The sequence below is a fragment of the Agrobacterium sp. lyk4-40-TYG-31 genome (assembly GCF_030209855.1).
Taxonomy (GTDB): Bacteria; Pseudomonadota; Alphaproteobacteria; order Rhizobiales; family Rhizobiaceae; genus Agrobacterium; species Agrobacterium vaccinii.
On sequence record NZ_JARVRE010000005.1, the window covers coordinates 437,537 to 462,989 of the forward strand.

A 25,453-nucleotide genomic window follows, 5' to 3' on the forward strand; every position below is an offset into this window, starting at 1 on the left:
GTCATTGACACGGCCATGTCTCATTCATCTGAAAATCACCGGCTGGACCAGCTTCTGGTATCGCGCGGCCTGTTTGCCAGCCGCTCCCGTGCGCGCGACGCGGTTGCACGCGGCACCGTACGCGTCAATGGCAAGGTCGTCACCAAACCAAGTCTGACATTTCCCGGAAATGTCGTCTTCGAGATCAGCGATCCTGCGCAGGATTATGTGTCGCGCGCGGCCTTGAAACTGGTTGCAGCGCTCGACCATTTCCAGATCGACCCACGCAATTGCGAATGCCTCGACGTCGGCGCCTCCACCGGTGGCTTCACCGAGGTGTTGCTGAAGCGCGGCGCGTCTCATGTCACCTCCATCGATGTCGGCCATGGCCAGATCCATCCGCGCATCGAAAACGACCGGCGCGTCACCAGCATCGAAGGTTTCAACGCCCGCTTTCTGACCAGTGACGATATCTACAACCGCCCGATCAATTTCATCGTTTCGGACGTGTCCTTCATCTCGCTGAAACTGGCGCTGGCCCCTGCCCTGGAACTGGCAGAACCGGAAGCACTGGCCATCCTACTCGTCAAACCGCAATTCGAGGCCGGACGCGATGCGATCAGCAAGGCTGGTCTGCTCAAGGAGCCGGAGACGGCACCGGCGGTCGCCGCAGAACTCGAACGCTGGCTGGTCGAAGATATGGGCTGGGTCAGCCTTGGCCTCATCCCCTCGCCCATTGCAGGTGGTGACGGCAACGAGGAATTCCTTCTCGGAGGCAAAAAACCATGACCGCCCAGACCGTGAAGATACAGAGCCTCGGCGCGCAGGGCGACGGCATCGTCCACTGTCCCGACGGCCCGGTCTATGTACCGTTTGCTTTGCCGGGCGAAACGGTGGCCATTGCCCGCGTCAAGGACGTGGGCACGATCATGTCGATTGCCGAGGCTGCTCCCGAACGGCGTGAGCCCGCCTGCCGCCACTTCGGCCCTGACGGCAAGAACGGCACATGCGGAAGCTGTTCCCTACAACATCTGGCAGACGAGCCCTATGATGTCTTCAAGCGCAGTCTGGTTGTTGCCGCCTTGAAGTCCAAGGGGCTGGATGTCGAGGTGGGTGCACTGGTGCGCTGTCGTCCCGGCGAAAGACGCCGCGTGGTGTTTACTGCCCGCAAAACGGAAAAAGGTCTGTTGCTGGGCTTCAGCCAGGCCAACAGCCACCATATCGTCGCCATCGAGGAATGTCCCGTCACCACGGACGGTATCGTCTCGCGACTGGATGCCATTCGCGCGATCGGTCTGCCTCTTGCCTCCAATGCCGAGCCTTTCCGCATTACCGTGATGGAAACGCTCTCCGGTCTCGACATTTCCTTCGAAGGTATCAAGGCACCCGTCGACAAGCAGCGCCGGACTGCGACCGAAATCACCCTTGCCACACGCGGCATTGCCCGTGTTTCCATTGCCGGGGAAATTCTGGTCGAACCGCAAAAGCCCATCATCGAATTCGACGGCGTTAAGATTTCGCCACCATCGGGTGGTTTCGCGCAGGCCACCAAGCAGGCCGAAGATGCCATGGCCGAACTGGTTCTGGCACATGTGGGCAAATCCAAGCGCATTGCCGACCTGTTCAGTGGTTCCGGCACATTTGCGCTGCGGCTGGCCCGTCTCGGCAAGGTGCATGCGGTGGAAGCCGAAGACAAGGCGCTCAAGGCGCTCGATCTTGCGGCCCGCAACACGCAGGGCTTGAAGCCCGTCACCACCGAAAAGCGCGACCTCTTCCGCCACGCGCTGACCGTCAAGGAACTGAAGAACTACGACGCCGTCGTGTTCGATCCACCCCGCGCGGGTGCGGAAGCACAGTGCAAGGAACTGGCGAAAAGCAGCGTCAAGAAGATCGTTGCCGTCAGCTGCAACCCGCTGTCGCTTGCCCGCGATCTGGCCATTCTGGTCGAGGGTGGTTACCGCGTGACCAAGGTCGCGCCTATCGATCAGTTCCTGTGGTCGCCGCATGTGGAAGCGGTTGCGACGTTGGAGAAGTAGGGCAAAAGACCCCCTCCGTCACCCCGCACTTGCTGCGGGGTCCAGTGCGATCAAGTCCTTGATCGCGAGGGACTCTTCTGCCACGCAGACGCGTGACTGCTGGATTCCGGCTCAAGGCCGGAATGACGCAAGCATTTATCGCTCACCAAGCCGTATCGATATTGCCATTCCTAACCACACCGCTGCAACGGCAGCGTCCACCCACGCGCCCCTGCTGTACCGGGCAGACATAGGGCCGTGAGCGGTTGGCGCTATCGGGTGGCGTCACGACGCAGACGAAACGCTGTTTGCGACGGTCGTAGCCGTTGTTGCGGTTGGATGGACCGGCCTGGCTGTTGAAGTTCTGCACTTCGATAATATCGCTCTGTGCTGGCTGCGACATCAACGGCGGCTGGAAACTCGCCGCTTCCGCAAGGCTGGAGAGCGACATGAGGGCGAGCGTTGCGAAAACGACTTTACGCATGGTGGCGGCTTTCTTGAAAGACGGGCGTTGTTGAGCAAAGACTAACCAGCCTTCATCAGCAATTCCATAAGACCCGACCACTTTCATCAGCCACGCTTAACGGCGCATGAATGCCTCGAAGGCAGCACGGGCTTCTGCGCTTTGCAACTGCGCTGCGAAATGCACGATCTCGGCGTCGATGCGATCGCGGACCTCTGAGACATCGCCGCGCAGCAGATCACGGGCGATCTTGAGTGCCTTGGGCGGCTTTGCGGCGAGCGATGCTGCGATTTTCAGGGTTTCACCCTCGACTTCGGTTTCGGACACGACCTTCCAGATCAACCCGGCCTGTAGCGCCTGTTCAGCGGAGAAGCCGTCGCCAGCGGCTAGGAGCGCGAAAGCCCGCTGATAGCCCATGATGCGCGGCACGAGCAGGCTGGAGGCCGCTTCCGGCACCAGCGCCAGATCGACGAAGGGAGTCTTGAACAGGCTGCGGCTGGAGGCGACCGTCAGATCGCAATGCAGGTTGAGCGTCGTGCCGATACCGATGGCCAAACCATCGACGCCCGAGATGATGGGTTTTCCGACGCTGATCAGCGCATGAAGGAAATCACCGGCTGCCAATCTTCCCTGCCCGCCGGACATGGCGAAGGCCATGAAATCGGCCATGTCGTTGCCCGCCGAAAAGCAACCGTTGGAGCCGAGAAACACGATGGCCCGCACATCGGCGTCGGCATCCGCTGCCTGCAACGCCTCGATCATGCTGCGATACATGGCGTCGGTGATAGCGTTTTTCTTTTCCGGGCGGTTGAAGCGGATGACCTGCACGCCCGGTGTCGTTTCAGGCCGTTGGACGAGGATGGGTTCTGCGGACATGGATAGCTCCTTATGCCAGAACGGCGCGTGCCGCCTCAAGGCTTGCGGCACCGGCAATGACTCGATCTTTCAGGGCCGCTGTTTCCGCCAGTAGATTTTCAGCCGTAAAGCGGCACAGTGCGGCGCGGTTTCCAGCCTGCCCGTCATCCACAGGCGCTAGCGCCCCCTTTGCGTGGTAGACACCTGATAGCGCAAGGCCGAACAGCCGCTGGTAAGGGGTAGCGCCTGAGAGTGCTGCCGCCGTCTCTCCCTTGGCGATGGACGCCAGCATCCACTCCGTCGCCTCTTCCAGATCGGCAAGGCTCTGTTCCAGATATCGTGCGGTCTCGCCCAACTCAGGCCGGTTGGACGCACGCACAGCTTCGGCTTGCTCTTTCAGCTCGGCAATGAAGCCGCGAACCTGCGCGCCTTCGGACAGCGGCAGCTTGCGCATGACGAGATCGATGGCCTGAATGCCATTGGTACCTTCATAGATCGGCGCAATGCGGGCATCACGCAGATAACGGGCCGCACCGGTTTCCTCGATGAAGCCCATGCCGCCATGTACCTGAATGCCGAGCGAGGCCACGTCCACACCGGCATCGGTGGAGAAGGATTTTGCAATCGGGGTCAGAAGGGCCGCCCGTTCCTGCCAGAATTTCTGCTTCGTCGCATCGGTCTCGGCGTGGCTCATGTCGATGGCGTGGGCGCAGGAGAAGGAAATGGCGCGCGAGCCCTGCGTCAGCGCCTTCATGGTCAGAAGCGTTCTGGCAATGTCGGGATGCTCGATGATCGGGCTCATGCCCGTGGCCTGGGTGCCGGGTGCCTTGCCTTGCGTGCGGTCCTTGGCGTAGGCGATGGCCTTTTGCGTTGCCGCTTCGCAGATGGCAACACCCTGCATTCCGACGGCAAGGCGGGCATTGTTCATCATCGTAAACATGCAGGCAAGACCCTTGTTCTCCTCGCCGACGATCCAGCCGATGGCACCCTTTTCGCTGCCGTAGCGACCATCACCGAAAATCATCGTGCAGGTGGGGGAGCCGTGAATGCCGAGCTTGTGTTCCAGCGCGTGGCAGAAGAGATCGTTGCGCTCGCCCGGCTGACCCGCCTCATCGGGCAGGAATTTCGGCACGAGAAACAGCGAGATGCCGCGCGTACCGGCAGGCGCATCCGGCAGACGCGCCAGCACCAGATGGATGATGTTGTCGGCAGCGTCGTGCTCACCCCAGGTGATGAAAATCTTCTGGCCGAAAATCCGGTAGCTGCCATCGCCGACGCGTTCCGCCCTGCTTTTCAGTGCACCGAGATCAGATCCCGCATGGGGTTCCGTCAGGTTCATCGTTCCGGTCCAGAGGCCGGATACCAGCTTTTCGAGATAGGTGGCCTTCAGATCATCGCTGCCGTGGGTGGCAATGGCTTCCACAGCGCCCATGGTCAATGTCGGGCACAACGCAAAGGCCATGGAGCCGGAGTTCCACATTTCCAGTGCGGCGACATTGAGCAGATGCGGCAGGGCTTGGCCGCCGAATTCTTCCGGCGCGGTCAGACCGTTCCAGCCGCCTTCCGCCCAGCGGCGATAAAGGTCTGCCCAGCCATCCGGCGTGCGAACAACACCGTCCACCAGTTTCGAGCCCTGCTTGTCGCCGATTTCTGCGAGCGGTGCGACTTCGTCAGAGGCAAAGCGCCCGGCTTCGTGAAGGATAGCATCGACGATGTCTTCGCTGAGGTCGCCAAATGCGCCGCTTTCCAGTGCGGCACCAAGGCCAGCTACGTGTTTCAGCGTAAAAGCAATGTCGTTGACCGGTGCGGTGTACATCCTGCCTCCTCCCGAAGCGTCTGCTGCAATGCGATAATCTTCGGCTAAATGATTTTTACGTAAACGTCAATTTGAAATATCCTTGGTACGATCAACTTCGATGTTATCAAACTGTCACAAAACTCTGTTCAGCATATCCGCATCGCCTGAGCGGAGCCCTCCATCCGCTGCCCGCCGCGATTGCCGTTTCAGGATTACGCCCATGGACATTCCCCACCCTTCCATTCCCGGCCTTGTCTGGGCTTATCGCTTCCGTCCCGGCGTGGAGCCCTGCACCCGATTGCCACCGGATGTGGAGCTTGCCGAACTGCAAACCGAAGACGGCTTTTTCTGGCTGCATCTCAATCTGGCAGACTCGCGCGTCACCGCCTTTCTCGAGACCATGCCGGGGCTCGACGAAAGCATGAAGGCCAACCTGACGACGCATGAGACACATCCCTCCATTGTGGTGGATGAGGGCGCGCTTTATGGAACGCTGGTCGATTTCCAGCGGGAGTTCGATCAGGAAACGCGTGATATCGGCTGGCTGCATTTTGCGTTGGGCGAGCGTTACATCATCACCACTCGCCTGCAACCGCTGCGCTCCGTCGATCGCCTGCGCGCCGCCATCGACAAGAACCCCAAGCGCTATTCGACGCCGTCGCATATCTTCGAAGGGCTGGTCGCGGAATTTCAGCGCAGCCTGATCGCCCTGGTGATGGAAACGACCGAAGAACTGAATGCCATCGAGGACATCGTCTATGACAGCACTCCGCGCGATGAGCGCCGCAGGCTGGCACCGGTGCGGCGCACCGTGGTGCGTCTCCACCGGCATCTGCGCACGGTGCTGACATTGATGCGGAGAGCCTCTGCAGCCGATGAAGAGGAAATGCCCTTCGGCTTCGAAGATATCGCGGCACGGCTGACCGGCCGCCTGGAATCCATCGATCACGACGTCTATGCGCTTCAGGAGCGGGCAAGGTTGCTGCACGAGGAAGTAGACTCGAAGCTATCCTCCGAAACCAACCGGCACCTTTATATCCTGTCGCTGATGACGGCGTTTCTGTTGCCGCCCACGCTGGTCACAGGCTTTTTCGGCATGAACACGGGCGCGCTGCCCTTTACCGAAGGCACCAGCGGCACGGTCTACGCGGCGAGCTTCATTGTCGCTTCGATTTTGTTCGCCTGGGTGGTCTTGCGCCGAGCCGGTATTCTCTAAACGCAAAAACGCCGCCCGTTTGGAGCCGGACGGCGTTTGTCATTTCACACTGTCAATATATCAGCCATAAGGCGAATAGCAGGTCTGACGTGGGCCGTTGTAAGGCTGGAACGTGTTGCTATAGGCATCATACGAACGGTAGCGACCGAAGCACCAGTTCACATGGCTCTGGCTGACGCCAGCGCGGCGTGTCGGGCGGTACTCGCGATATACTGGGCGAGGACGGTATTCCGGCACGGGACGGTAGACTTCACGTGGCTGGGCAAGCGCACCGCCGATGATGGCACCAGCACCGAAGGCAGCGAGCGGGAACCAGTAGCCATTGTGGTGGCGATAACCGGGGCGGTAGTCGCGGTATCCGCGGTGGCCACGATAATAACCGCCGCCGTAATCACGGCCATAGCCGCGGTCGCGCCAATACTGCACGTTGACGACGCCGTCATTGGCCTTATCGACCACAGGCGGATTGATCGTCATCGGCATGGCCTGAGCAGGCACAACGGAGCCTGCCGCAGTCAATGCTGCGAAACCGGCAGCCCAGAGTGTTTTCATATAGTTTTGCATCTGATTTCCTCCATCCACGACCGGCTACTCTTCCGGCTCATTGTGAACAACGACGACGTTTTCTTGTTTATTTCAGCTCACACGAGGTGAGGTATTTATATGTTATGCAGCATAGGAACGGCTAGCTGAACCCAGCATTAACAATGCGATCACAGGTACTTGATGTGGTCTCAATAAATCAAACGCAGCAAGCCCGGCTTGCGCCGGGCCTATTGGGAACTGTCAGCTTATGGCGAAACGCACTGCCTGCGTGGGCCATTGTTTGGCTGATACGTGTTGTCATACGCGCGGTACGATCTCCAGCGATTGGCACAATATTGCTGGTGGCTGCTGCCATAGGCTGGACGCGTCTGCTGCTGCATTGCGCCCCCGATAATCGCACCTGTTGCGAAGGCTGCGAGCGGGAACCAGTAGCCATTGTGTTGGCGATACCCTGGGCGACGGTCGCGGTAGCCACGGTGACCGTTGTAGTAGCCCTGACGACGGAAGTCGCGGTCACGGCGAAAATCACGGCCATTGCGGTAATGACGACGGTCCCATTCGCGGTACTGAACGTCTACGACGTTGCTCGACTGTGCGGCGATCGGCTTTGGCGCTGGGATTGGCACCTGAAAGGCCTGGGACGGCGTGAAGCTTGTCAAAAGCATGACCAGAGCGGTCGCAACGCTCGTCTTGCGCAAATTCAGCATGAATTTCCTCCGTTTTTACACTACGCGTTGAAACCGCGCTTCGATAGGCAAATAACGGGAAAACGGGGTGTTGGTTCCACGCGAAGTGCAACCAAGTATATTTATGCCTCTACTTTGACATCTGTCAGCGGGCGCGAGCAGCAGGCGAGAATATAGCCTTCCTCGATATCTTCATCGAGAATACCACCATTATGGTTCATCTCGACTTCGCCCGATATCTTCAAAACGCGGCAGGTGCCGCAGATGCCGGATTCGCAGGCAGCACCGATGCGCACGCCCGCGGCACGCGCCGTCATCAAAATCGTCTGGCCCGGCTGGCAGGGCACGTCCTTGCCGGACAGCGTGAAACCGATTTTAGCCAGCACTTCGCCGTCGTCAGGCAAATCGCTTTCGCCAACAGCCACCGGCATGGCAGGCGAAAAACTTTCCTGATGGTAGCGCGCCATGTCGAAGTCCGAGGCGTCCAGCATGGAGCGGATGGCCGCCATAAACGGCTCCGGCCCACAGCAGAACACGGTGCGGTCCATGAAATCATGTGACAGCAGCGCGATTTTGGCCTTGTCGACCATGCCCTTCAGGCCCGACCAGAGATCGGTGCGACCGCAATTCTCGACGATAAAACCCAGCGAGAGATTGGGCATAAAGCGGGCGAGATATTCCAGCTCGTGCCGGAAAACGATGTCGGAGGGGGAGCGAGAGCAGTTGATGAAGGAGATGTCGCTCTGTGGCGCGCGGTCGCTCATATCGCGCACCATCGACATCATCGGCGTAACGCCGGAACCCGCCGAGATGAACAGATATTTCTCGCCCGGATGGCGCACATAGGAAAAGTCGCCCAGCGGCCCCAGCGCACGGATGCGCATGCCCGGCTTGAGGTTGTTGAACATCCAGCGCGTGCCAACACTGGTAGCCTGCGCCTTGACCGTGACGGCCAGCGCATAGGGTCGCGACGGGCTTGATGACAACGTGTAGGTGCGAAACAGCGGCTCCGAGCCCACCGGCAGTTCCAGCGTGACGAACTGGCCCGGCAGATACCGGAACCAGTTGGGACCTTCGGAGCGAAACAGGAACGTCATCACATCGGGTGTTTCGGGCGTGACCGAGATACATTCCAGCATGTGGAGCTTGTCGCTCCATGGCTTCATTTCATCGATGTGCTTGTACGTCGTCGTCATGGTCATCGATGTCATGCGACCGCCGACAGTTTCTGTTTATCGCCGGACAGACGGTCGATCATGAAATCGGAATACCAGTTCACGAACTGCATGACGCCGCCCTCGTCTTCCATCGAATAGGGTCCGGGCTCATAGGCCGGCGAGCGAATTCCGAAGGCGTTTTCTTCGACGATGCGGCGGTCCTGATCGTTGGTTTCGTTCCAGACATGGGTCAGGTCTTCGAGATTGTAATCGACACCCTCCACCGCATCCTTGTGCACCAGCCACTTGGTCGTGACCTGCGTTTCCTGCGGGCCCAACGGTATCACGCGGAAGGAAATCAGGTGGTCGCCAAGGAAGTGGTTCCATGTCGTGGGGTAGTGGAACAGAAGCAGCGTGCCGATATGGTCGATGGTCACATCGTCGGACAGAGGACGGCGCACCGCGCGCTTGCCGGACATGGTGTAGCTTTCGGCATCGCCGATCAGCGGCATGCGCGCCACGCGGAACTGGCCGGTGGGATCGATCTTGAAGCGGCTGGGCAGACCGGCAGCTTCGCAGCGCGCCCAGTGGCCGCCGATTTCCGGGTCGCTTGCCCCGCCATCGGTACCGGTGACACTGGGGTTTTCAGGATAGGTGCGGCAAAGCTCGGGGTGGTTGGCGGCGCAGTGGTAGCATTCGCGGTTGTTTTCCCACACGAGCTTCCAGTTGCCCTTTTCGATGATCGTGCTCTCATGGGCGACCTTCGCCTCCCAGACACGGTGCGGGGCCATGTAGGATTCGATCTCGGCGCGCACAGGCGCGAAATCGAGCGGCTGCTCTGCCAGACAGATGAAGACGTATCCGGCAACGGATTCGCAGGCAATCGGCTTCAGGCCGAAATCACCCTTGTCGAAATCATCGCCCATGTGGCGTGCAAACAGAAGCTTACCATCCAGATCATAGGTCCACTGATGGTAGGGACAGACGAGACGGGCTGACTGCCCCTTCTGGCTGGTGCAGACGCGGGAGCCACGATGGCGGCAGGAATTGTGGAATGCTCTGATAACGCCATCCTTGCCGCGAACGATGACGATGGCGTAATCGCCGATCTGTACCGTTGTGTAGGCGCCGGTCTTGGGCACCTCGCAATCATGCGCCACGAACAGCCAGTCCCGGTACCAGATATTTTCCATATCCAGCTTGAAATAGTCCTGATCGACATAGAAGGGCTGCTCCAGAGTGAAGCCCTCACGGCGGTTTTTCAGTTGGCGCAGTACGGTTTCACGCAAATCCATGGCCATGTCCTCGAAAAGTCGCGGCTGGATCGACTGGCATGCGCCGCGTGTGTGGAAATGATCTAACCATTGACGCCCCTTTTCAGCACCACATGGAGCGACATCGGCTTCCGCATTGGCGACAATTTGCGACATGTCGCAGAATGGCGACAAAGGGTTATTCTAATTCCAAAACAGAGGCTTATTGCCGTTCCAGCGATAAAATCCGTCGCAATAAGACGCAATCGTCGCACTTTGCAATCCTTAACGCTTGTCATGATGCGACAAGGAAATTTTAACTCCCTTGTCGTAAAAAAGGTCAGATCGGCAACAGGAGTTCTCCGATGGAAAAGGGAACACAGATCCGCTACTTCGATGCAAGCGCGCGCTCGGCGGCTCCTGCACGCACGAAAACGGCCCATTCGGATTTCCTGCGCACCGGCAGAATTGCCCGTTATGAGCAGAAATGGCTGCCGCCGGAGCCGCGTTATCTCACACATGACCAGGTCGCGGACATTACCGGCCGCAAGCTTCAGGCTGCCGGAGAATTGACCTATTCGCGCCTGAACAGCTTTCACAGCTCCATTCGCTTTCCCAACATGGTGTTTCACCGCACCATCGATGAGAGCCCGCATCTCGGCTACTGCCACGTCACGGCATCGCGCACCAGTTTCGATCTGCGCAATCCGGTCATCTGGTCGTTCTACTTCGCAAACTTCTTTTCTGAACTGTGCGGCGAGGGTGCGTTTTTCGAAAACATCGATTCGCGCCATTCCCGCATGTATTTTGCAGTTGCGATGGATGTGGCAGGCGACAGGTCGGTGAAGATCGACAAGACCATCCACCGCGATGGCCTGCTGTTTCGCACCCACGACCCGAAGATTGCACTGAAAAATGTGCTGATGCTCGGCACACGCTCCAGCGAGATGCGCAAGTTCATCCGCAGCATCTGATCTTGTCCGAGAAGCCGCCCCGGCATCATCGCCCCGCGGTGAACGGCATATGGCTTTCCAACCCTCCCGAAAACCTCTAAAGCATGCCGCGCAAAACCGTGCGGCGCTTTCAGGCGACGCGCGCCACAGGGTGCAGCAGCAATGGCTCGTCATATCGACATCGACCAAGACAGGGAAACGGCGCTTCGAGACGCCGTGGCGGTGTTGTCGTCTGGCCATCCCGTCGCCATTCCCACCGAGACGGTCTATGGCCTTGCTGCGGATGCGACCAACCCCGCCGCCATTACCCGTATTTACGAGACCAAGGGTCGCCCGCAGTTCAATCCGTTGATCTGCCATATGGCGAACCTTGAGATGGCTGAGGAATACGCCACCTTCGACCCCATCTCACGCAAACTGGCGCAGGCATTCTGGCCCGGCCCGCTGACCCTCATTGTGCCGCTAAAGCCCGGAAGCTCGATCCATTCGCTGGCAACGGCAGGACTTGATACCGTCGGCATCCGCATTCCCCAGGGCTTTGCGGCCGAGTTGATCGGTGCTTTCGGCAAGCCGCTGGCGGCACCCAGCGCCAACAGTTCCGGCAAGATCAGTTCCACCAGCGCGGCCCATGTTGAGGCCGATCTGGGTGCACGCATCAGCCTCATTCTCGATGGCGGCGCGGCACCTGTCGGCGTCGAATCCACCATCGTCAAGGTCGAGGCCGATGGTACCGTGCGGCTTTTGCGGCCCGGCGGGCTGGTGGCAGACGATATCGAGCGGGTGACCGGCGTGGCGCTGATCCGCCCGCAAACGGCATCCGCCACCATCGAAGCGCCAGGCATGCTGGCCTCCCATTATGCACCAGGCGCTGCCGTGCGGCTGAATGCCGTTTCCGTGGAGGCCGGCGAAGCACTGATCCGGTTCGGTGGCCGCCGTGTCGAGGGTGACGAAAACGCGGCTATCATTCTTGATCTGAGCACCGCCGCCGATCTGGCCGAAGCCGCTGCCAATCTCTTCGACCATCTCAAAATCGCCGATGCCAGCGGCGCAAGCCGCATCGCCATAACGCCCATCCCCAACACCGGGCTTGGCGAAGCCATCAACGACCGGCTGTCTCGCGCCGCAGCCCCCCGCCCCTGACGCATCACCACAAGGACTTCATGACGATGACCGCTTTGCCCGATGACCTGTTGCAGCGTTTCGTGACCATTGTCGGGGAGAAGAACGCTCTACGCGATCCCTCAGATCTGGCGCCGCATCTCGTGGAAAATCGTGGCCTTTACAAGGGCAGCTCGCCGCTGCTGCTGAAACCGGCCACGACGGAAGAGGTCGCAGCCATCATGAAGCTTGCCAGCGAAACCGGCACGGCGATCGTTCCGCAGACCGGCAATACTGGCCTTGTGGGCGGACAGACGCCACGCGGCGATGCCAGCGACGTCATTCTATCGCTGGAGCGCATGAACCGCGTTCGCGATATCGATCCTGTCGCCAATGTCATCGTGGTGGATGGCGGTTGCATTCTCGATAGCGTCCATCAGGCCGCCGAAAAGGTGGAGCGCATGTTTCCGCTATCGCTGGGTTCGCAGGGCTCGTGCCGCATCGGCGGCAACCTCGCCACCAATGCAGGCGGCACGGCGGTTTTGGCCTATGGCAACATGCGCCAGCTTTGCCTCGGTCTGGAGGTGGTTCTGCCGACCGGTGAAATCTGGAACGGCCTGCGCCGTCTGAAGAAGGACAATACCGGTTACGATCTGCGTGACCTATTCATCGGCTCCGAAGGTACGCTTGGCGTGATCACCGGTGCGGTGCTGAAACTCTTCCCAAAACCGCGCGGCCATCAGGTCGCATTTGCCGGACTGAACTCCCCGGCGGATGCCTTGACGCTTTTCGACCGCGCTTCGACCCTGTGCGGCAGTGCGCTGACCGGTTTCGAGCTGATGCCACGCATCGGTATCGAGTTTACCGCAAAGCACATTCCCGGCGTCCGCGATCCCTTGGAAACGCCGCATCCCTGGTATGCGCTGATCGACGTCTCGACCTCCGACACTGCCGAGACGGCGCAGACGATGATCGAGACCCTTCTGGAGCAAGGTTTTGAGGCCGGGATCGTGCAGGATGCCGTGATTGCCAGTTCCGAAGCACAGCGTCAGGCGCTGTGGCACATGCGCGAAAGCATGTCGGATGCGCAAAAGCCCGAGGGCGGCTCCATCAAGCATGATGTGTCCGTGCCGGTTTCCAAAATCCCGGACTTCATGGCAGAGGCCGAGGCTGGCGTTCTCCAAGCCATTCCCGGCGCGCGCATCTGCGCCTTCGGCCATCTGGGTGATGGCAATATCCATTACAACATCTCGCAGCCCGTGGGAGCCGACAAGGCGCAGTTCATCGAACGCTGGCGTGACATCAACCACATCGTCCACGGCATCGTGCTTTCCCATGGTGGATCGATTTCTGCCGAACATGGCATCGGCCAGTTAAAACGTGACGAGCTCGCATCCATCCGCCCCGGCATCGAAATGGAACTGATGCACCGAATCAAGACAGCCTTCGACCCCGCAGGCATCATGAACCCGGGCAAGGTTGTGCAGATATAGGGCGTTTTCGCTTTCATTTTGTAGACCTGATGTGAACTGATCCGACGCAAAGATTCCGCGCCCTTTTCCCTCATCCACGCTCATTTTTGGCTTTCGCAATTTTACCGATTGCGGAAGCGCTTTGCACTGCGCAAGCTGCTTTTAGGCGGAACCTGCGGGGGCAAGGGAAGCGTAGCCGAATGCGGCACAGACGGGATGAAGGGGTGATATTGGCTGACAGGCTGCCACAAGGGGTTGCCGTACCAATTCAGGAATTCGAAACCCTATCAGGCTGCGTTTTGCTAACCATTTGGGAACGCAAAGTTTTCTTAACCTCGATTTTTAAGCTGTATCGAACAAGCGCCCGCTATCTTCTCCCTATCAGAGGACGAAAAGTCCCGGACGAGACCATGAAACGGCTCTCAGGTAAAACAAGGATAGCATGATATGACCAACACTGTTCTGAAGCCCGAATGGGCAGGCGCGACACTCCGGCTCGATCCTACGCGGTTCCCGCAGCAGCTGACGTATGGCAACGACCAGGGTTCAGCCGATGTGGCAATCACGCTTGATGAGCGCGGCGCTGTTCTTCGCAAAGTGCTTCACACCAGCGGCCTTCCGCTTTCCTTCGCTCTGCCTGCTCGCGCCTTCAAAGGTGTTGCCGCCCGCGCCATCGACCATGGTGACGGACAGGTCACTGTTACCCTCGAACTTCACCACGATGACCCGGAGCTGTGCATTCCGCTGCTGGTGGCGCATGATCTGTGCGACATCGCCGCAGACTGGCGCAGCTGGTCGGAAAAGTATCGCATTCCCATGCTGATGGTCGAAGCCGATGGTGTTGCCCGTCCGCTGGAAGATCATCTCGGCAATGTGCGCACCCAGACCACCCGCCCGCGCCGCCGTCATTCCTATTTCGCAGACCGTCGCCCGCGCTTCCTCGTGCGCCGCAGCACCGGTTCTCTGGGCATGACCATGCGCATTCAGGGCAAAGAAATCATCGCCCGCAGCTGATCCACCACGCTTGCGGACAAAAGAAAACCCGGCGCGTTTCAGGACGCGGCCGGGTTTTTCATGTCAGCCCGTCACCAGTGGCAGAAGCAATCCGGCAAAGATCAGAAGTCCGACGCGATTGTTGGATTTGAAAAGCGCCAGGCACTGCTCGACATTGTCGATATCCAGCACCCAGACCTGTCTAAACAGCAGGAAAGCTGCAATGGCGACGCCGATATAGCCTGCGAGACTGACCCCCGCGGTCACAAACGCCAGCAGGATAAAGGCGAGCGCTGCACCATAAAGACCGATCAGCCAACCATGGGTCTTTTCACCGAACAACAGCGCGGTGGAGCCGATGCCCGCAGCCGTGTCATCTTCCCGGTCCTGATGGGCGTAGATCGTGTCGTAGCCGATGGTCCAGACGATGGCACCGACATAGAGCAGGACAGGCGACATCGACAGCGACCCGAATTGCCCGGCCCAGCCCATCAACGCACCCCAGGAAAAGGCGAGGCCGAGGAAAAACTGCGGCCAGTGGGTAAAGCGTTTGGCAAACGGATAGATCGCCACAAAGACCAGCGATGACAGACCGACCAGAATGGCAAATCCGTTGAAGCACAGCAGAACCGCAAGTCCGACAAGCGCCTGAATGACGATGAAGATTTTCGCCTGTTTGCGGCTGACCCGCCCGGATGGCAGTGGTCGCGAGCGGGTTCTGGCGACCGCCATGTCAATCTTGTGATCGACGAGATCATTATAGGTGCAGCCCGCACCGCGCATGGCAACGGAACCGGCAAAGAACAGGAACAGGTGAAAAAGCAGCGTCATCCACGAAAACGTGCCCTGATGCTGCGCCACGTTTGCCGCCAGCGCCGCCGACCAGAAGCACGGCCACATCAGCAATTCCCAGCCGATGGGCCGATCCCAACGCGCAAGCTGCGCATAGGGCCACAGCGTCCTCGGCAAGATCCGATAGACCCAGTTGTTGGATGGCGCGTCGGAAACGCGGCCAGAGAGATCGCTTTGGTCAACCATGCCAGCGTTCTACGCCTCGCCTTCGTGAAGCGTCAAGCGGGGACGGAGGCGCGACCGATTCCCGTTAAAACGTGACCTTCTCGAGCGGCGGGCGCGTCTTTTCGAATTCCATCAGCCGCGCTTCGTTTTTCGCGATGTAATCGCGCGCAACGGGCACCACGCCGCCACGTTTTGTCAGCTGCATCTGGAAGATGTGGAAGTTCTCGTGGGTGAAGGCCATTTCCGATCCGGCCAGATAGAATTCCCACATGCGGAAGAAGCGCTCATCATAAAGAGCGATGGCTTCCGCCTTGCTTGCGACGAACCGTTCCCGCCACGCCCGAAGCGTATGGGCGTAGTGCATCGGCAGGATTTCGATGTCGCGCACCAGAAGACCTGATTTTTCGATGGCCGGCAGAACCTCGGCAAGCGAGGGTATGTAACCGCCGGGGAAAATATATTTTTCGATGAAGGGATTGGTCGCTAGCGCGGGCTGTGGCTGACCGATGGAATGCAGCAGCATCACGCCGTCATCATCCAGCAATTCCGCGGCCTTGGTGAAGTATTCGCGGTAATGCGTCGGCCCCACATGTTCGAACATACCGACGGAAACAATCCGGTCATAAGGCCGCGCGGCAGACATATAGCGATAGTCCTGCAGCTCGAAATGCACCTTGGCATCCAGACCGCGCTTTTGTGCACGGTCGCGCGAAACCCGCAACTGCTCTTCGCTGAGCGTGATGCCCGTGACCTCGACGCCGGAGCTTTCGGCAAGATACATCGCCATCCCGCCCCAACCGGACCCGATTTCCAGCACGCGATGGCCTTCATCCGGCATAAGCTTTGCGGTGATATGCCGCTTTTTGGCAACCTGCGCTTCATAGAGACTGATGCCGGGCGGGTTGAAATAGGCGCAGGAATATTGCCAGTCCTCATCCAGAAACAGATCGAACAGCTTGGCGCTCAAATCATAATGGTGGGAGACGTTATCCTTGTTGTGGTTGACCGGCAGGTGCATCTTGATACGGGCGGCGATGATGCGGGCCATGCCGCGCCAGATCATGCCGAACGTCAGCGCTTCGCTGATCGTGTTGCCTTTGATAAGGGCGAGAAAATCATAGATGTCGCCCTCAACGACAACCATCCGCCCGTCCATGAACATTTCTGCCAGCTTCAATGCGGGGTCCGCGGCAATCTCGTCCATCGCCGCCTGGTCGGTGAAGTTGATGGCGACACGTTTTCCAGTGTTATCGCCAAAGACCTGAAGGCCCCCAGGGCCTGTCACGACCAGATTTCCTGTCTTTATGATTTTGCCAAGCAAAGCATGCAGAGATGAGGCCATTCCACCCACCAAATAAGCTAAGTCTCACTTATCAAGTAGAATGAAGCTATTCTTTTCAAGCAAAGTTGCAAGCCGGACAATGTTCAAAAATATTGAATGATTTCAGCTTGGTTTTTTGGCGTTATTCGGTGTTTTGATAGAGTAGAGAGGCTTAGTGGGTGTGGCTTACCCCCCTCTGTCCTGCCGGACATCTCCCCCACAGGTGGGGAGATCAACTCGTGGCTAGCTCTCGCCCTTCTTGAAGGTTGCGGATAGAGCGGGGTGTAAGCGTCTTGCCAATCTCCCTCCTTGTGGGGGAGATGTCCGACAGGACAGAGGGGGGTGAACCAAGCCCGCTGACATCTACGACCAATCACCAGCTTCCGGCAAATCAACCGTTTTCGCCACTCACCGCTTCTTCATCGCTTCCGCCAAAGCTGCCGCCAATGCACCGCCGGATGGCGCTGCCTCGGCACGTGGCTGCGGTTTGGCGCTGGCATGGCGCATGGCATTGGCGTTGCCCTTTTCGCGCATCGGCTGGGGTGCTGCCTCGCCGCCATCCTTGCGCATGGTGAGACCAATGCGCTTGCGCTTCACGTCCACTTCCACCACGCGCACTTTTACGACATCCCCTGCCTTCACCACCTCATGCGGGTCCTTGACGAAACGGTCGGCCAGTTGTGAGACGTGGACGAGGCCATCCTGATGCACGCCGATATCCACGAAAGCACCGAAAGCCGCGACGTTCGTGACCGTTCCTTCCAGCAGCATGCCGGGTTTCAAATCAGTGATTTCGTCCACGCCATCGGCAAAGGTTGCGGTCTTGAAGCTTGGGCGCGGGTCGCGGCCCGGCTTTTCCAGCTCAGTGATGATGTCCTTGACGGTCGGGAGACCAAACTGTTCATCGATGAATTGTTTCGGGTCCAGTGATTTCAGCGCGGCACTATCGCCCATGACAGAGCGCAGATCGCGACCGCAGGCGGCGACGATCTTCTTGGCAACGCCGTATGCTTCCGGGTGCACGGAGGACGAATCCAGCGGCTCCTTGCCGTTTGGAATGCGCAGAAAGCCCGCGCATTGCTCGAAGGTGCGCTGACCGAGACGCGGCACTTTCAGCAACTCCTTGCGGCTGACAAACGGGCCAGTCTGATCTCGATGCAAAACGATGGCATCGGCAATCGAGCTACCGAGGCCCGAAACACGGGCCAGAAGCGGGGCGGATGCGGTGTTGAGGTCGACGCCCACCGCGTTCACCGCATCTTCAACGACAGCATCCAGAGAGCGCGACAGCTTGCCCTGATCGACATCGTGCTGGTACTGGCCGACGCCGATCGACTTCGGCTCGATCTTCACCAGTTCCGCCAGCGGGTCTTGCAGACGACGAGCGATGGAGACGGCACCGCGCAGCGAGACGTCCAGATTGGGGAATTCGGCAGCAGCACTGGCCGAGGCCGAATAGATCGAAGCACCCGCTTCCGACACGATGACCTTGGTAGGCTTTGCACCGCTCAACTGCCCCAGCATGTCAGCGACTAGCCGTTCCGTTTCACGGCTGCCCGTGCCATTGCCGATAGAGATCAGCTCGATATTGTGCTTCTTGATGAGGCTCGCAAGCTCCGCCTGCGTGCCACGAATATCGTTTCGTGGCGGGAACGGGTAGACCGTGGTCGTATCCAGCAACTTGCCGGTGCCATCGATAATCGCCACCTTGACGCCGGTGCGAATGCCGGGATCGAGACCCATGGTGGCACGCGAACCGGCGGGAGCTGCCAGCAGCAAGTCCTTGAGATTTCGGGCAAAGACGTGGATTGCCTCCTCTTCGGCCCGCTCCCGCAATTCGCGCATCAGGTCGAGCGAAAGCGACATGGACAGCTTGACGCGCCAAGTCCAGCCCGCAACCTCCATCAGCCACGCATCCGCAGGTCCTACACTGCGAATATCGAAGGCGCTGGCGATGGTGCGCTGGGCGGGTTTGACGGGAGATGGGTCATCCGCATCCACATCGATGGTCAGCGTCAGCACTTCCTCGTTCCAGCCGCGCAACATTGCCAAGGCGCGATGGCCCGGCACAGTCGCCCATTTTTCGGAATGGTCGAAATAGTCGGAGAATTTTTCGCCCGTCGCCTGCTTGCCATCCACCACCTTGGCGCGGAAGGTTGCGTTGTGGCGCATGTAGTCACGCAGCCGCTTCAGCAGATCGGCATTCTCGGTCATGGCTTCGGCCACGATGTCGCGCGCACCCTCCAGCGCCGCCTTCACATCGGCCACCTCGCCCTGAACATAAGCCTGCGCCAGCTTGGCCGGGTCGGCGCTGCGGTCGTCCCATAGGGCTTGCGCTAGCGGTCCAAGCCCCCGCTCACGGGCAATTTCGGCGCGGGTGCGGCGCTTGGGCTTGTAGGGAAGATAGAGGTCTTCCAGTTCCGCCTTGGTCGTGGCCGAGACGATCTTGACCATCAGTTCGTCGGTCATCTTGTCCTGACCCGTGATGGAATCGACAATCGATGTGCGACGGGCGTTGAGTTCACGCAGATAGGACAGCCGCTCGGCCAGCGTGCGCAGTTGCGTATCGTCAAGACCGCCGGTCACTTCCTTACGGTAGCGGGCGATGAAGGGCACGGTGGCGCCTTCGTCCAGCAGCGCGATCGCTGCCTTGACCTGTTCGGCGCGGGCATTGATCTCGGAAGCGATTGTCGGGGCGATACGGGCATTATCTGCGGACATATGGTTCTCTGAACTGTTTGAAAATCTGCCCGAACATAGATGTTGATTATGGCATGACAACAGGAAGCTTTATCGATTCCACAGAAAAGCCGTCGGTGACCTTGACCTTTCCTGCCCCTGCCCTTAACGCCCCAACAATACGATAAAACGCGAGATGACAGGGGTGTTGACCATGAAAGTTCTGTTGATCGGTTCCGGCGGACGCGAACATGCCTTGGCGTGGAAAATTGCCCAGTCTCCCCTTCTGACGAAACTCTACGCCGCCCCCGGCAACCCCGGCATTGCCGACCATGCGACGCTGGTCACACTCGATGTCGAAGATCATCCAGCAGTCATCTCCTTCTGTCGGGAAAACTCAATCGACTTCGTGATCATCGGCCCGGAAGCACCGCTGGTGGCGGGTCTGGCGGATGACCTGCGCGCAGCAGGCATCGTGACCTTCGGCCCATCGAAGGCAGCAGCACAGCTAGAGGGATCCAAGGGCTTCACCAAGGATCTCTGTGCGCGATACGACATTCCAACCGGCGCCTACCAGCGCTTCAAGGCTGCCGAACCCGCCAAAGCCTATGTTCGCGCACAGGGCGCCCCCATCGTCATCAAGGCCGATGGCCTGGCGGCTGGCAAAGGCGTGACCGTTGCGATGACGGAAGCCGAGGCGCTTGCAGCCATCGACGATTGCTTCGATGGCGCCTTCGGCGCTGCCGGTGCTGAAGTCGTGGTCGAAGCCTTTCTCGATGGTGAGGAGGCCAGCTTCTTCTGCCTTTCCGATGGCAAGACGGCGCTGGCACTGGCCACCGCGCAGGACCACAAGCGCGTCGGCGATGGCGACACCGGTCCCAACACAGGCGGCATGGGCGCCTATTCGCCTGCCCCAGTCATGACGCCCGAAATGGTGGAACGCACCATGAAGGAGATCATCGAGCCGACCATCAAGGGCATGGCGAAGGACGGAAACCCGTTTTCCGGTGTGTTCTTTGCGGGTCTGATGATCACGCAGAAAGGCCCTGAGCTGATCGAATACAATGTCCGTTTCGGCGACCCGGAATGCCAGGTGCTGATGATGCGGCTGAAGAGCGATCTTCTGCCAATCCTCCATGCAACGGCCACCGGCACGCTGGATCAGGTCAGCGCCGAATGGCGTGACGATGCGGCACTGACCATCGTTCTGGCGTCGAACGGCTATCCCGCTTCCTATGAGAAAAACATGCCGATTGCGCATGTGCCGGACGAGCGCGCCGATGCCAAGGTCTTTCACGCGGGCACATCCATCAAGGACGGCCAATTGGTTGCCACCGGAGGGCGCGTGCTGAACGTGACTGCCTTTGGCAAGACCGTGACCGAAGCAAGAGACCGCGCCTACGCCTTGGCCAAAGAGGTGAAGTGGGACAATGGTTTCAGCCGCACGGATATAGGCTGGCAAGCTGTAGCCCGCGAAAAGCAAGGCCCGAGCGAGGGCTGATTTCGCTCAATTTTTACCATTATTCCTGACGGTATGGAAAGGAAGTCTGCGTAAAATTCCCGCCTGATACAGCAGCGAAGAGCTGCCGATGACGGGGATTTTCATGCGCAAGACTTTGCTGACGATTGCAGTTGTGCTGACAAGCGGCACTGCCATGGCATCTTCCATCGAAGTCATCGGCCAGAACCGTACCGGAAACGGCAGTCTGCTGTCCATTTCCTGCGACGGCTGTCCGCCACCCAAGCCACGACAGCCAGCACCGCAGCCCACCCCCGTTCTCAGCCCCGGCACGCAGGATATTTCCATTCGCGATGTCGGCGGCAAGAGGGAAATCGTGCGCACGGAAGCTTGGCTCGGCGGATCACCCGTAACCTATGTCAGCAGCAACCCTACCTGGTTTCCTGCGCCCGAGATGAATGTGGCGGCCCCCGCACCCGATACTGTCGATATGACGGCGAAGACTTCTGCTGTCGGCAAGACCATCGGCGGTGAAATGCCCGAACCTGTAACTGCGGACGCTGTCACGCCGCTGTCGCTGGATGGCTTTACGCTGCGCCAGTGATGGCAAAAGCAACCATTCTGGGTGACAACCGATATCTCAAACAACCAACGATGGAATTTTATTGTCATATATTTGACAAATGACAAAATATTTTCTACGGCGCCGCCTCCAGCGGGCTGAATTTAAACAATTGTTCAAATTTTTGAAGCTTCATCTACATTATCGGGTGCGATGAGCGTACCTTTATAGCGCATCAGGCGCCCATCCCACATCGTCCCGAGATCGCTCCGTTGCCCATGCTGCGGTGCTTTAGCCCTGTGAGCGCGTATGAAAAACCTGCCGATTTCCCGACAACTGATCCTGCTCGTGGTCGCGCTGATGGCAGCCTTTGCCGCCACGACCTATTTCCAGATCAGATCGTCCGTCAACGCCATTTACGAAGAGCGATACGGGATGCTGCGCACGCAGGTGCAGTCGTCCATCTCCATTCTCCAGTCGTTCTACGACAAGGAAAAGGCCGGTACGCTGACCCACGAACAGGCGATGTCCCAGGCCTTCGCTATCGTCGCAGCCATGAAATATACCCCCGATGGATATATGTTCGGGTATGACTACGATGTCAAAATGCTGTTTCACCCTGATCCAAAGCGCGTCGGCCAGAGCTTCAAGGGCAAGCCGGACAGCCAGGGCTTCAACTACCGCGACGAACTGGTACGGCTGGCCCGCGCAGGCGGCGGCCAGACCAGCTTTTATGGTCCGAAGCCCGGCGCAGAAGGCGATACCTATGCCAAAAGCTCCTACGCCATGGCATTCGAGCCATGGCAGGTCGTGGTCGTGACGGGTGTCTACATCGATGACCTGCAGGCGCAGGTTCGCGATACCATCATCAGCGCCATTTCCTTCGGTCTCGGCGTCTTCCTGCTGGGTCTCGCTGCTGCCTATATCGTGATCAGAGGCATCTCCAAGCCGCTCGATGACATTCACAAGGCTCTGGGTGAAGTGGCCAACGAGAATGTCGATCTGGCCATTCCCCACACCGGCATGAAGAACGAGATCGGCCTAATGGCCAAGGCGACGGAAGCCTTGCAAGAGAAGGTGCGCGAGCGCCACACCATGCAGGCCCGTCAGGACGAACAGCAGCAGCAGCTGGACACCGAGCGCCAGACCAACCTCGATATGCAGCGCGATGAGGCCGAGCTACAGGCCCGCGTCGTCACCACCATCGGCAATGCGCTGGAGCAACTGGCGCAGGGCGATCTGACGGTACGCTGCGGCGATCTCGGTTCGCGCTATGCGGCTTTGCGCGACAATTTCAACGAGGCACTGTCGCAGCTCGACGCGGCCATGGAAAAGGTCAACGTCAAGAGCGTGGATATCGGCGGCTCCAAGGATGAAATCCGCAAGGCCTCCAACGAACTCTCCCAGCGCACCGAACGTCAGGCCGCAAGCCTTGAGGAAACATCGGCTGCACTGGACGAGCTGACGGTTGCCGTACGCCAGACCGCAGATGGCGCGTCGGAAGCCGCAAAGCGCGTGACCTCCATCAGCACCGATGCGAGCCGCAGCGACCAGATCGTGGAGGAAGCCATCGGCGCGATGAGCGGCATCGAACAATCCGCCGTGGAAATCTCCAAGATCATCGGCGTCATCGACGACATCGCTTTCCAGACCAACCTTCTGGCCCTGAACGCGGGCGTGGAAGCAGCCCGTGCAGGCGAAGCTGGCAAGGGCTTTGCCGTCGTAGCCCAGGAAGTGCGCGAACTGGCCCAGAAATCCGCCGCCGCTGCCAAGGAAATCAAGACGCAGATCGCCCGTTCCTCGACACAGGTGGAAAATGGCGTTCGTCTGGTCGGTGAGGCAGGCGATGCGCTGAAACGCATCTCCACTCAGATCAAATCCTCCAGTGACATCGTCAGCAAAATCGCCCATTCGGCGGCTGAGCAGGACACCACACTTCGCTCCATCTCGTCCTCGCTCAATCAGCTGGACGCGGCAACCCAGCACAACGCCGCCATGGCAGAGGAGACCACCGCGTCTGCCGAAGCACTGGCCGCCGACACCGAAGAGCTGCTCAACCTCATCCGCACCTTCCGCGTCTCCAATTCGCAAAATGGCAGCGTGCATGGCATGGGCCAGCAGATGCGGATGGCAAGCTGATCGGGTTTAGCGGAATATTTTGAAGTGAACCGCCGGGGAGAGATCTCCGGCGTTTTTTTATGGGCAGGACAAACCGATTATGGTCCGCGCCGGGCAGTCTCGATCTTCGCCACATCGATCTTCTTCATCGTCATCATGGCATCGAATGCCCGCTTGGCCTCGGCACCACCGGCGGCCATCGCTTCCATCAGCACGCGCGGTGTGATCTGCCACGAGACGCCCCATCTGTCCTTGCACCAGCCGCAATCGCTTTCCTGCCCGCCATTGCCGACGATGGCATTCCAATAGCGGTCGGTTTCCTCCTGGGTATCGGTTGAAATCTGGAAGGAAAAGGCTTCATTGTGCTTGAACACCGGCCCGCCATTGAGGCCCACACAGGCGACGCCTGCCACCGTGAACTCCACCATCAGCACATCCCCCTGTTTGCCGGAGGGATAATCGCCGGGGGCGTGGTGGACCTTGCCAACGGTGCTATCGGGAAACACCTCCGCATAAAACCGGGCGGCGGCTTCGGCTTCCTTATCGTACCAGACGGAAATCGTGTTCTTGGCCATTGTGCATTCCTCCCTGAATTCAGTATGGCGAATGCATCATGCCTCAAAATTCGGGAAGTCGCTAGGACGCGGTCCGTGCTGCTCGACCTCAGCGACAAGCGCATCGATCTGCCCGTCGGAAAACACCATGATGCCTGCCTGCGCGAGCAGTGCTGCGGTAACACCATTGCCCGCATGTTTGCGGCCCGAAAACGAGCCGTCATAGACCGAAACCGACCCGCAGGACGGACTGCCATCGATCAGCAGCGCATAGCCGCAGCCATTGTCTTGCGCGAAAGCCAGCGCCTTTTGCGCACCGGCCACGAACTGCGCCGTCACATCGCCGCCGTTGACTTCGATAACCCGTGCCCTGCCCTCCAGCACATCGAGGCCCGAGGCCCCATTTTCGATTTCCGCTGGCGGACGCGGGACCGCCATGCCGCCTGCCATTTCGGGACAGATCGTCACCAATCGGCCCTCTCCCTTCCAGCGCTCGATGGCCGGGTGGGAGAGTGGTTTGCCCCTGCCATCGTAGCGGACGGCGTGGCCGAGGAGGCAGGCGCTGATGAGGATTTTGGGCACGCTCAAGCCGCTGCGACGGCAAGGTGAATGCCGGAGTCTTTCTGAAGCGCATGGATGACGCTGAAGAGATTATCCGCACGCGGATTGCCCTTTGGTCCGAACATGCGCATCAGGCTTTTGGGCGGCATATCCACCGCGATGGCCAAAGCTTCGAAGCCGAGCGTCGCATTGATGAAGTCACGCAAAACGGCCTTTCCGGTGTCCACGTCACCTTCCAGAAACAGTTCGACTGCATCTGAGAGAAGTGCTGCCCTAAAGGCCGGGTCATTGTCCGCCCGCAGCTTGACCGTTTGTTTGAAGTCCCGTGTCAGGGCCATGTCAGATACCCTTTCTGGATTTGTAGTCGCGCCACAGACCATGTGCGGTTTCGATATCGTTCTGCTGCCGCGCTTTAGTTCCACCGACCAGTAAAATCACCAGTTCATCGCCATCACGACCGAAATAGACCCTGTAGCCCGGCCCATAATCAATCCGGTACTCCAGCACGCCCGAGCCAACGGTCTTGACGTTGGAGAGATTGCCCTGCTCCATTCGGGTCAAGGCAATCGTCACTTTGGATGCCGCACGGGCCTCGATTTTCGCGAACCAGCGGCCAAATGGGCTGATGCCATTCCGCTCGATGTATTCGACGATCTTCATCGCTCATAGTACCATAAATGTTACCATGAGCAAGGCTA

The 25,453-nt window shown here is 59.2% G+C and carries 24 protein-coding genes; 10 read left to right on the plus strand and 14 right to left on the minus strand.

Annotation, left to right across the window (positions count from 1 at the left end):
* Positions 1–15: 15 nt before the first annotated feature.
* Both QRN55_RS12550 and QRN55_RS12555 read left to right on the plus strand, forming a co-directional pair.
* Positions 16–768, plus strand: coding sequence for a TlyA family RNA methyltransferase (locus QRN55_RS12550; RefSeq protein WP_284776934.1), 753 nt, complete (start codon positions 16–18; stop codon positions 766–768).
* A complete protein-coding gene (locus QRN55_RS12555; RefSeq protein WP_284776935.1) occupies positions 765–2,015 on the plus strand; it encodes a class I SAM-dependent RNA methyltransferase in 1,251 nt (416 codons plus the stop codon). The genes QRN55_RS12550 and QRN55_RS12555 overlap by 4 nt, the downstream gene beginning before the upstream one ends.
* Positions 2,016–2,157: 142 nt before the next feature.
* On the opposite strand, the gene QRN55_RS12560 is transcribed toward QRN55_RS12555, so the two are convergent.
* From QRN55_RS12560 to QRN55_RS12570, 3 genes are all read right to left on the minus strand, one after another.
* Entirely contained in the window at positions 2,158–2,478 is a 321-nt protein-coding gene (locus QRN55_RS12560; RefSeq protein ID WP_284776936.1) for a hypothetical protein, read from the minus strand.
* Positions 2,479–2,574: 96 nt separating this feature from the next.
* On the minus strand, positions 2,575–3,333 hold the full coding sequence (locus QRN55_RS12565) for a crotonase/enoyl-CoA hydratase family protein (RefSeq protein WP_284776937.1): 759 nt from the start codon (positions 3,331–3,333) through the stop codon (positions 2,575–2,577).
* 10 nt (positions 3,334–3,343) lie between these two features.
* Positions 3,344–5,128 (minus strand): acyl-CoA dehydrogenase, encoded by a 1,785-nt coding sequence (locus QRN55_RS12570; RefSeq protein ID WP_284776938.1) that lies wholly within the window; start codon positions 5,126–5,128, stop codon positions 3,344–3,346.
* Positions 5,129–5,330: 202 nt separating this feature from the next.
* Here QRN55_RS12570 and QRN55_RS12575 point away from each other — a divergent pair, with 202 nt between their 5' ends.
* Positions 5,331–6,326, plus strand: a complete 996-nt coding sequence (locus tag QRN55_RS12575; RefSeq protein WP_111840591.1) for a transporter — start codon at positions 5,331–5,333, stop codon at positions 6,324–6,326.
* A 60-nt stretch (positions 6,327–6,386) separates the two neighbouring features.
* Here QRN55_RS12575 and QRN55_RS12580 read toward each other — a convergent pair whose 3' ends face one another.
* The 4 genes from QRN55_RS12580 to QRN55_RS12595 all read right to left on the minus strand — a co-directional run bounded on the left by QRN55_RS12580 (position 6,387) and on the right by QRN55_RS12595 (position 10,010).
* Positions 6,387–6,890: a BA14K family protein gene (locus QRN55_RS12580; RefSeq protein ID WP_111840590.1), complete on the minus strand. Its 504-nt coding sequence runs from the start codon at positions 6,888–6,890 to the stop codon at positions 6,387–6,389.
* Positions 6,891–7,117: 227 nt separating this feature from the next.
* Positions 7,118–7,579, minus strand: a complete 462-nt coding sequence (locus QRN55_RS12585; RefSeq protein ID WP_111840589.1) for a BA14K family protein — start codon at positions 7,577–7,579, stop codon at positions 7,118–7,120.
* A gap of 101 nt (positions 7,580–7,680) precedes the next feature.
* Positions 7,681–8,760, minus strand: a complete 1,080-nt coding sequence (locus tag QRN55_RS12590; RefSeq protein ID WP_284777173.1) for an FAD-binding oxidoreductase — start codon at positions 8,758–8,760, stop codon at positions 7,681–7,683.
* 5 nt (positions 8,761–8,765) lie between these two features.
* The gene (locus QRN55_RS12595; RefSeq protein WP_111840741.1) at positions 8,766–10,010 is read right to left on the minus strand and encodes an aromatic ring-hydroxylating oxygenase subunit alpha; all 1,245 of its coding nucleotides are present in this window, start codon (positions 10,008–10,010) and stop codon (positions 8,766–8,768) included.
* Between the two features lie 323 nt (positions 10,011–10,333).
* Between QRN55_RS12595 and QRN55_RS12600 the strand changes: the two genes are divergently transcribed.
* The 4 genes from QRN55_RS12600 to QRN55_RS12615 all read left to right on the plus strand — a co-directional run bounded on the left by QRN55_RS12600 (position 10,334) and on the right by QRN55_RS12615 (position 14,505).
* The gene (locus QRN55_RS12600) at positions 10,334–10,942 is read left to right on the plus strand and encodes a DUF6656 family protein (RefSeq protein WP_111840588.1); all 609 of its coding nucleotides are present in this window, start codon (positions 10,334–10,336) and stop codon (positions 10,940–10,942) included.
* A gap of 141 nt (positions 10,943–11,083) precedes the next feature.
* Positions 11,084–12,061, plus strand: a complete 978-nt coding sequence (locus tag QRN55_RS12605; protein ID WP_284776939.1) for an L-threonylcarbamoyladenylate synthase — start codon at positions 11,084–11,086, stop codon at positions 12,059–12,061.
* 20 nt (positions 12,062–12,081) lie between these two features.
* The gene (locus QRN55_RS12610) at positions 12,082–13,512 is read left to right on the plus strand and encodes an FAD-binding oxidoreductase (RefSeq protein WP_284776940.1); all 1,431 of its coding nucleotides are present in this window, start codon (positions 12,082–12,084) and stop codon (positions 13,510–13,512) included.
* 426 nt (positions 13,513–13,938) lie between these two features.
* Positions 13,939–14,505, plus strand: coding sequence for a DUF6101 family protein (locus QRN55_RS12615; RefSeq protein WP_111840585.1), 567 nt, complete (start codon positions 13,939–13,941; stop codon positions 14,503–14,505).
* 63 nt (positions 14,506–14,568) lie between these two features.
* Here the strand turns inward: QRN55_RS12615 and ubiA are convergent, their stop codons facing one another.
* The 3 genes from ubiA to QRN55_RS12630 form a co-directional block, all read right to left on the minus strand.
* Positions 14,569–15,522 (minus strand): 4-hydroxybenzoate octaprenyltransferase, encoded by a 954-nt coding sequence (gene ubiA, locus QRN55_RS12620; protein ID WP_284776941.1) that lies wholly within the window; start codon positions 15,520–15,522, stop codon positions 14,569–14,571.
* A gap of 64 nt (positions 15,523–15,586) precedes the next feature.
* Positions 15,587–16,843 (minus strand): cyclopropane fatty acid synthase, encoded by a 1,257-nt coding sequence (locus QRN55_RS12625; protein ID WP_284776942.1) that lies wholly within the window; start codon positions 16,841–16,843, stop codon positions 15,587–15,589.
* Positions 16,844–17,230: 387 nt separating this feature from the next.
* The gene (locus QRN55_RS12630) at positions 17,231–19,543 is read right to left on the minus strand and encodes a Tex family protein (RefSeq protein WP_284776943.1); all 2,313 of its coding nucleotides are present in this window, start codon (positions 19,541–19,543) and stop codon (positions 17,231–17,233) included.
* A 172-nt stretch (positions 19,544–19,715) separates the two neighbouring features.
* Between QRN55_RS12630 and purD the strand changes: the two genes are divergently transcribed.
* From purD to QRN55_RS12645, 3 genes are all read left to right on the plus strand, one after another.
* Positions 19,716–21,002 (plus strand): phosphoribosylamine--glycine ligase, encoded by a 1,287-nt coding sequence (gene purD, locus QRN55_RS12635; RefSeq protein WP_284776944.1) that lies wholly within the window; start codon positions 19,716–19,718, stop codon positions 21,000–21,002.
* Positions 21,003–21,105: 103 nt separating this feature from the next.
* Positions 21,106–21,564: a plant virulence effector HPE1-like domain-containing protein gene (locus QRN55_RS12640; protein WP_284776945.1), complete on the plus strand. Its 459-nt coding sequence runs from the start codon at positions 21,106–21,108 to the stop codon at positions 21,562–21,564.
* A 267-nt stretch (positions 21,565–21,831) separates the two neighbouring features.
* Positions 21,832–23,661 (plus strand): methyl-accepting chemotaxis protein, encoded by a 1,830-nt coding sequence (locus QRN55_RS12645; RefSeq protein ID WP_284776946.1) that lies wholly within the window; start codon positions 21,832–21,834, stop codon positions 23,659–23,661.
* A gap of 77 nt (positions 23,662–23,738) precedes the next feature.
* Here QRN55_RS12645 and QRN55_RS12650 read toward each other — a convergent pair whose 3' ends face one another.
* From QRN55_RS12650 to QRN55_RS12665, 4 genes are read right to left on the minus strand one after another with little or no spacing between them, the layout of a single operon-like run.
* Complete coding sequence (locus QRN55_RS12650) at positions 23,739–24,215, minus strand: VOC family protein (RefSeq protein WP_284776947.1); 477 nt, start codon at positions 24,213–24,215, stop codon at positions 23,739–23,741.
* 36 nt (positions 24,216–24,251) lie between these two features.
* Positions 24,252–24,782: a 2-thiouracil desulfurase family protein gene (locus QRN55_RS12655; RefSeq protein WP_284776948.1), complete on the minus strand. Its 531-nt coding sequence runs from the start codon at positions 24,780–24,782 to the stop codon at positions 24,252–24,254.
* Positions 24,779–25,093, minus strand: a complete 315-nt coding sequence (locus QRN55_RS12660) for a helix-turn-helix domain-containing transcriptional regulator (RefSeq protein WP_284776949.1) — start codon at positions 25,091–25,093, stop codon at positions 24,779–24,781. The genes QRN55_RS12655 and QRN55_RS12660 overlap by 4 nt, the downstream gene beginning before the upstream one ends.
* 1 nt (position 25,094) lies before the next feature.
* The gene (locus QRN55_RS12665; protein WP_284776950.1) at positions 25,095–25,415 is read right to left on the minus strand and encodes a type II toxin-antitoxin system RelE/ParE family toxin; all 321 of its coding nucleotides are present in this window, start codon (positions 25,413–25,415) and stop codon (positions 25,095–25,097) included.
* Positions 25,416–25,453: the final 38 nt, after the last annotated feature.

What these genes read in the sequence shown, in the direction of transcription:
- QRN55_RS12550 (WP_284776934.1), top strand. Translation starts at nt 16, where the DNA reads ATGTCTCATTCATCTGAAAATCACCGGCTGGACCAGCTTCTGGTATCG.
- QRN55_RS12555 (WP_284776935.1), top strand. Translation starts at nt 765, where the DNA reads ATGACCGCCCAGACCGTGAAGATACAGAGCCTCGGCGCGCAGGGCGAC.
- QRN55_RS12560 (WP_284776936.1), bottom strand. Translation starts at nt 2,478, where the DNA reads ATGCGTAAAGTCGTTTTCGCAACGCTCGCCCTCATGTCGCTCTCCAGC.
- QRN55_RS12565 (WP_284776937.1), bottom strand. Translation starts at nt 3,333, where the DNA reads ATGTCCGCAGAACCCATCCTCGTCCAACGGCCTGAAACGACACCGGGC.
- QRN55_RS12570 (WP_284776938.1), bottom strand. Translation starts at nt 5,128, where the DNA reads ATGTACACCGCACCGGTCAACGACATTGCTTTTACGCTGAAACACGTA.
- QRN55_RS12575 (WP_111840591.1), top strand. Translation starts at nt 5,331, where the DNA reads ATGGACATTCCCCACCCTTCCATTCCCGGCCTTGTCTGGGCTTATCGC.
- QRN55_RS12580 (WP_111840590.1), bottom strand. Translation starts at nt 6,890, where the DNA reads ATGCAAAACTATATGAAAACACTCTGGGCTGCCGGTTTCGCAGCATTG.
- QRN55_RS12585 (WP_111840589.1), bottom strand. Translation starts at nt 7,579, where the DNA reads ATGCTGAATTTGCGCAAGACGAGCGTTGCGACCGCTCTGGTCATGCTT.
- QRN55_RS12590 (WP_284777173.1), bottom strand. Translation starts at nt 8,760, where the DNA reads ATGACCATGACGACGACGTACAAGCACATCGATGAAATGAAGCCATGG.
- QRN55_RS12595 (WP_111840741.1), bottom strand. Translation starts at nt 10,010, where the DNA reads ATGGATTTGCGTGAAACCGTACTGCGCCAACTGAAAAACCGCCGTGAG.
- QRN55_RS12600 (WP_111840588.1), top strand. Translation starts at nt 10,334, where the DNA reads ATGGAAAAGGGAACACAGATCCGCTACTTCGATGCAAGCGCGCGCTCG.
- QRN55_RS12605 (WP_284776939.1), top strand. Translation starts at nt 11,084, where the DNA reads ATGGCTCGTCATATCGACATCGACCAAGACAGGGAAACGGCGCTTCGA.
- QRN55_RS12610 (WP_284776940.1), top strand. Translation starts at nt 12,082, where the DNA reads ATGACGATGACCGCTTTGCCCGATGACCTGTTGCAGCGTTTCGTGACC.
- QRN55_RS12615 (WP_111840585.1), top strand. Translation starts at nt 13,939, where the DNA reads ATGACCAACACTGTTCTGAAGCCCGAATGGGCAGGCGCGACACTCCGG.
- ubiA (WP_284776941.1), bottom strand. Translation starts at nt 15,522, where the DNA reads ATGGTTGACCAAAGCGATCTCTCTGGCCGCGTTTCCGACGCGCCATCC.
- QRN55_RS12625 (WP_284776942.1), bottom strand. Translation starts at nt 16,843, where the DNA reads ATGGCCTCATCTCTGCATGCTTTGCTTGGCAAAATCATAAAGACAGGA.
- QRN55_RS12630 (WP_284776943.1), bottom strand. Translation starts at nt 19,543, where the DNA reads ATGTCCGCAGATAATGCCCGTATCGCCCCGACAATCGCTTCCGAGATC.
- purD (WP_284776944.1), top strand. Translation starts at nt 19,716, where the DNA reads ATGAAAGTTCTGTTGATCGGTTCCGGCGGACGCGAACATGCCTTGGCG.
- QRN55_RS12640 (WP_284776945.1), top strand. Translation starts at nt 21,106, where the DNA reads ATGCGCAAGACTTTGCTGACGATTGCAGTTGTGCTGACAAGCGGCACT.
- QRN55_RS12645 (WP_284776946.1), top strand. Translation starts at nt 21,832, where the DNA reads ATGAAAAACCTGCCGATTTCCCGACAACTGATCCTGCTCGTGGTCGCG.
- QRN55_RS12650 (WP_284776947.1), bottom strand. Translation starts at nt 24,215, where the DNA reads ATGGCCAAGAACACGATTTCCGTCTGGTACGATAAGGAAGCCGAAGCC.
- QRN55_RS12660 (WP_284776949.1), bottom strand. Translation starts at nt 25,093, where the DNA reads ATGGCCCTGACACGGGACTTCAAACAAACGGTCAAGCTGCGGGCGGAC.
- QRN55_RS12665 (WP_284776950.1), bottom strand. Translation starts at nt 25,415, where the DNA reads ATGAAGATCGTCGAATACATCGAGCGGAATGGCATCAGCCCATTTGGC.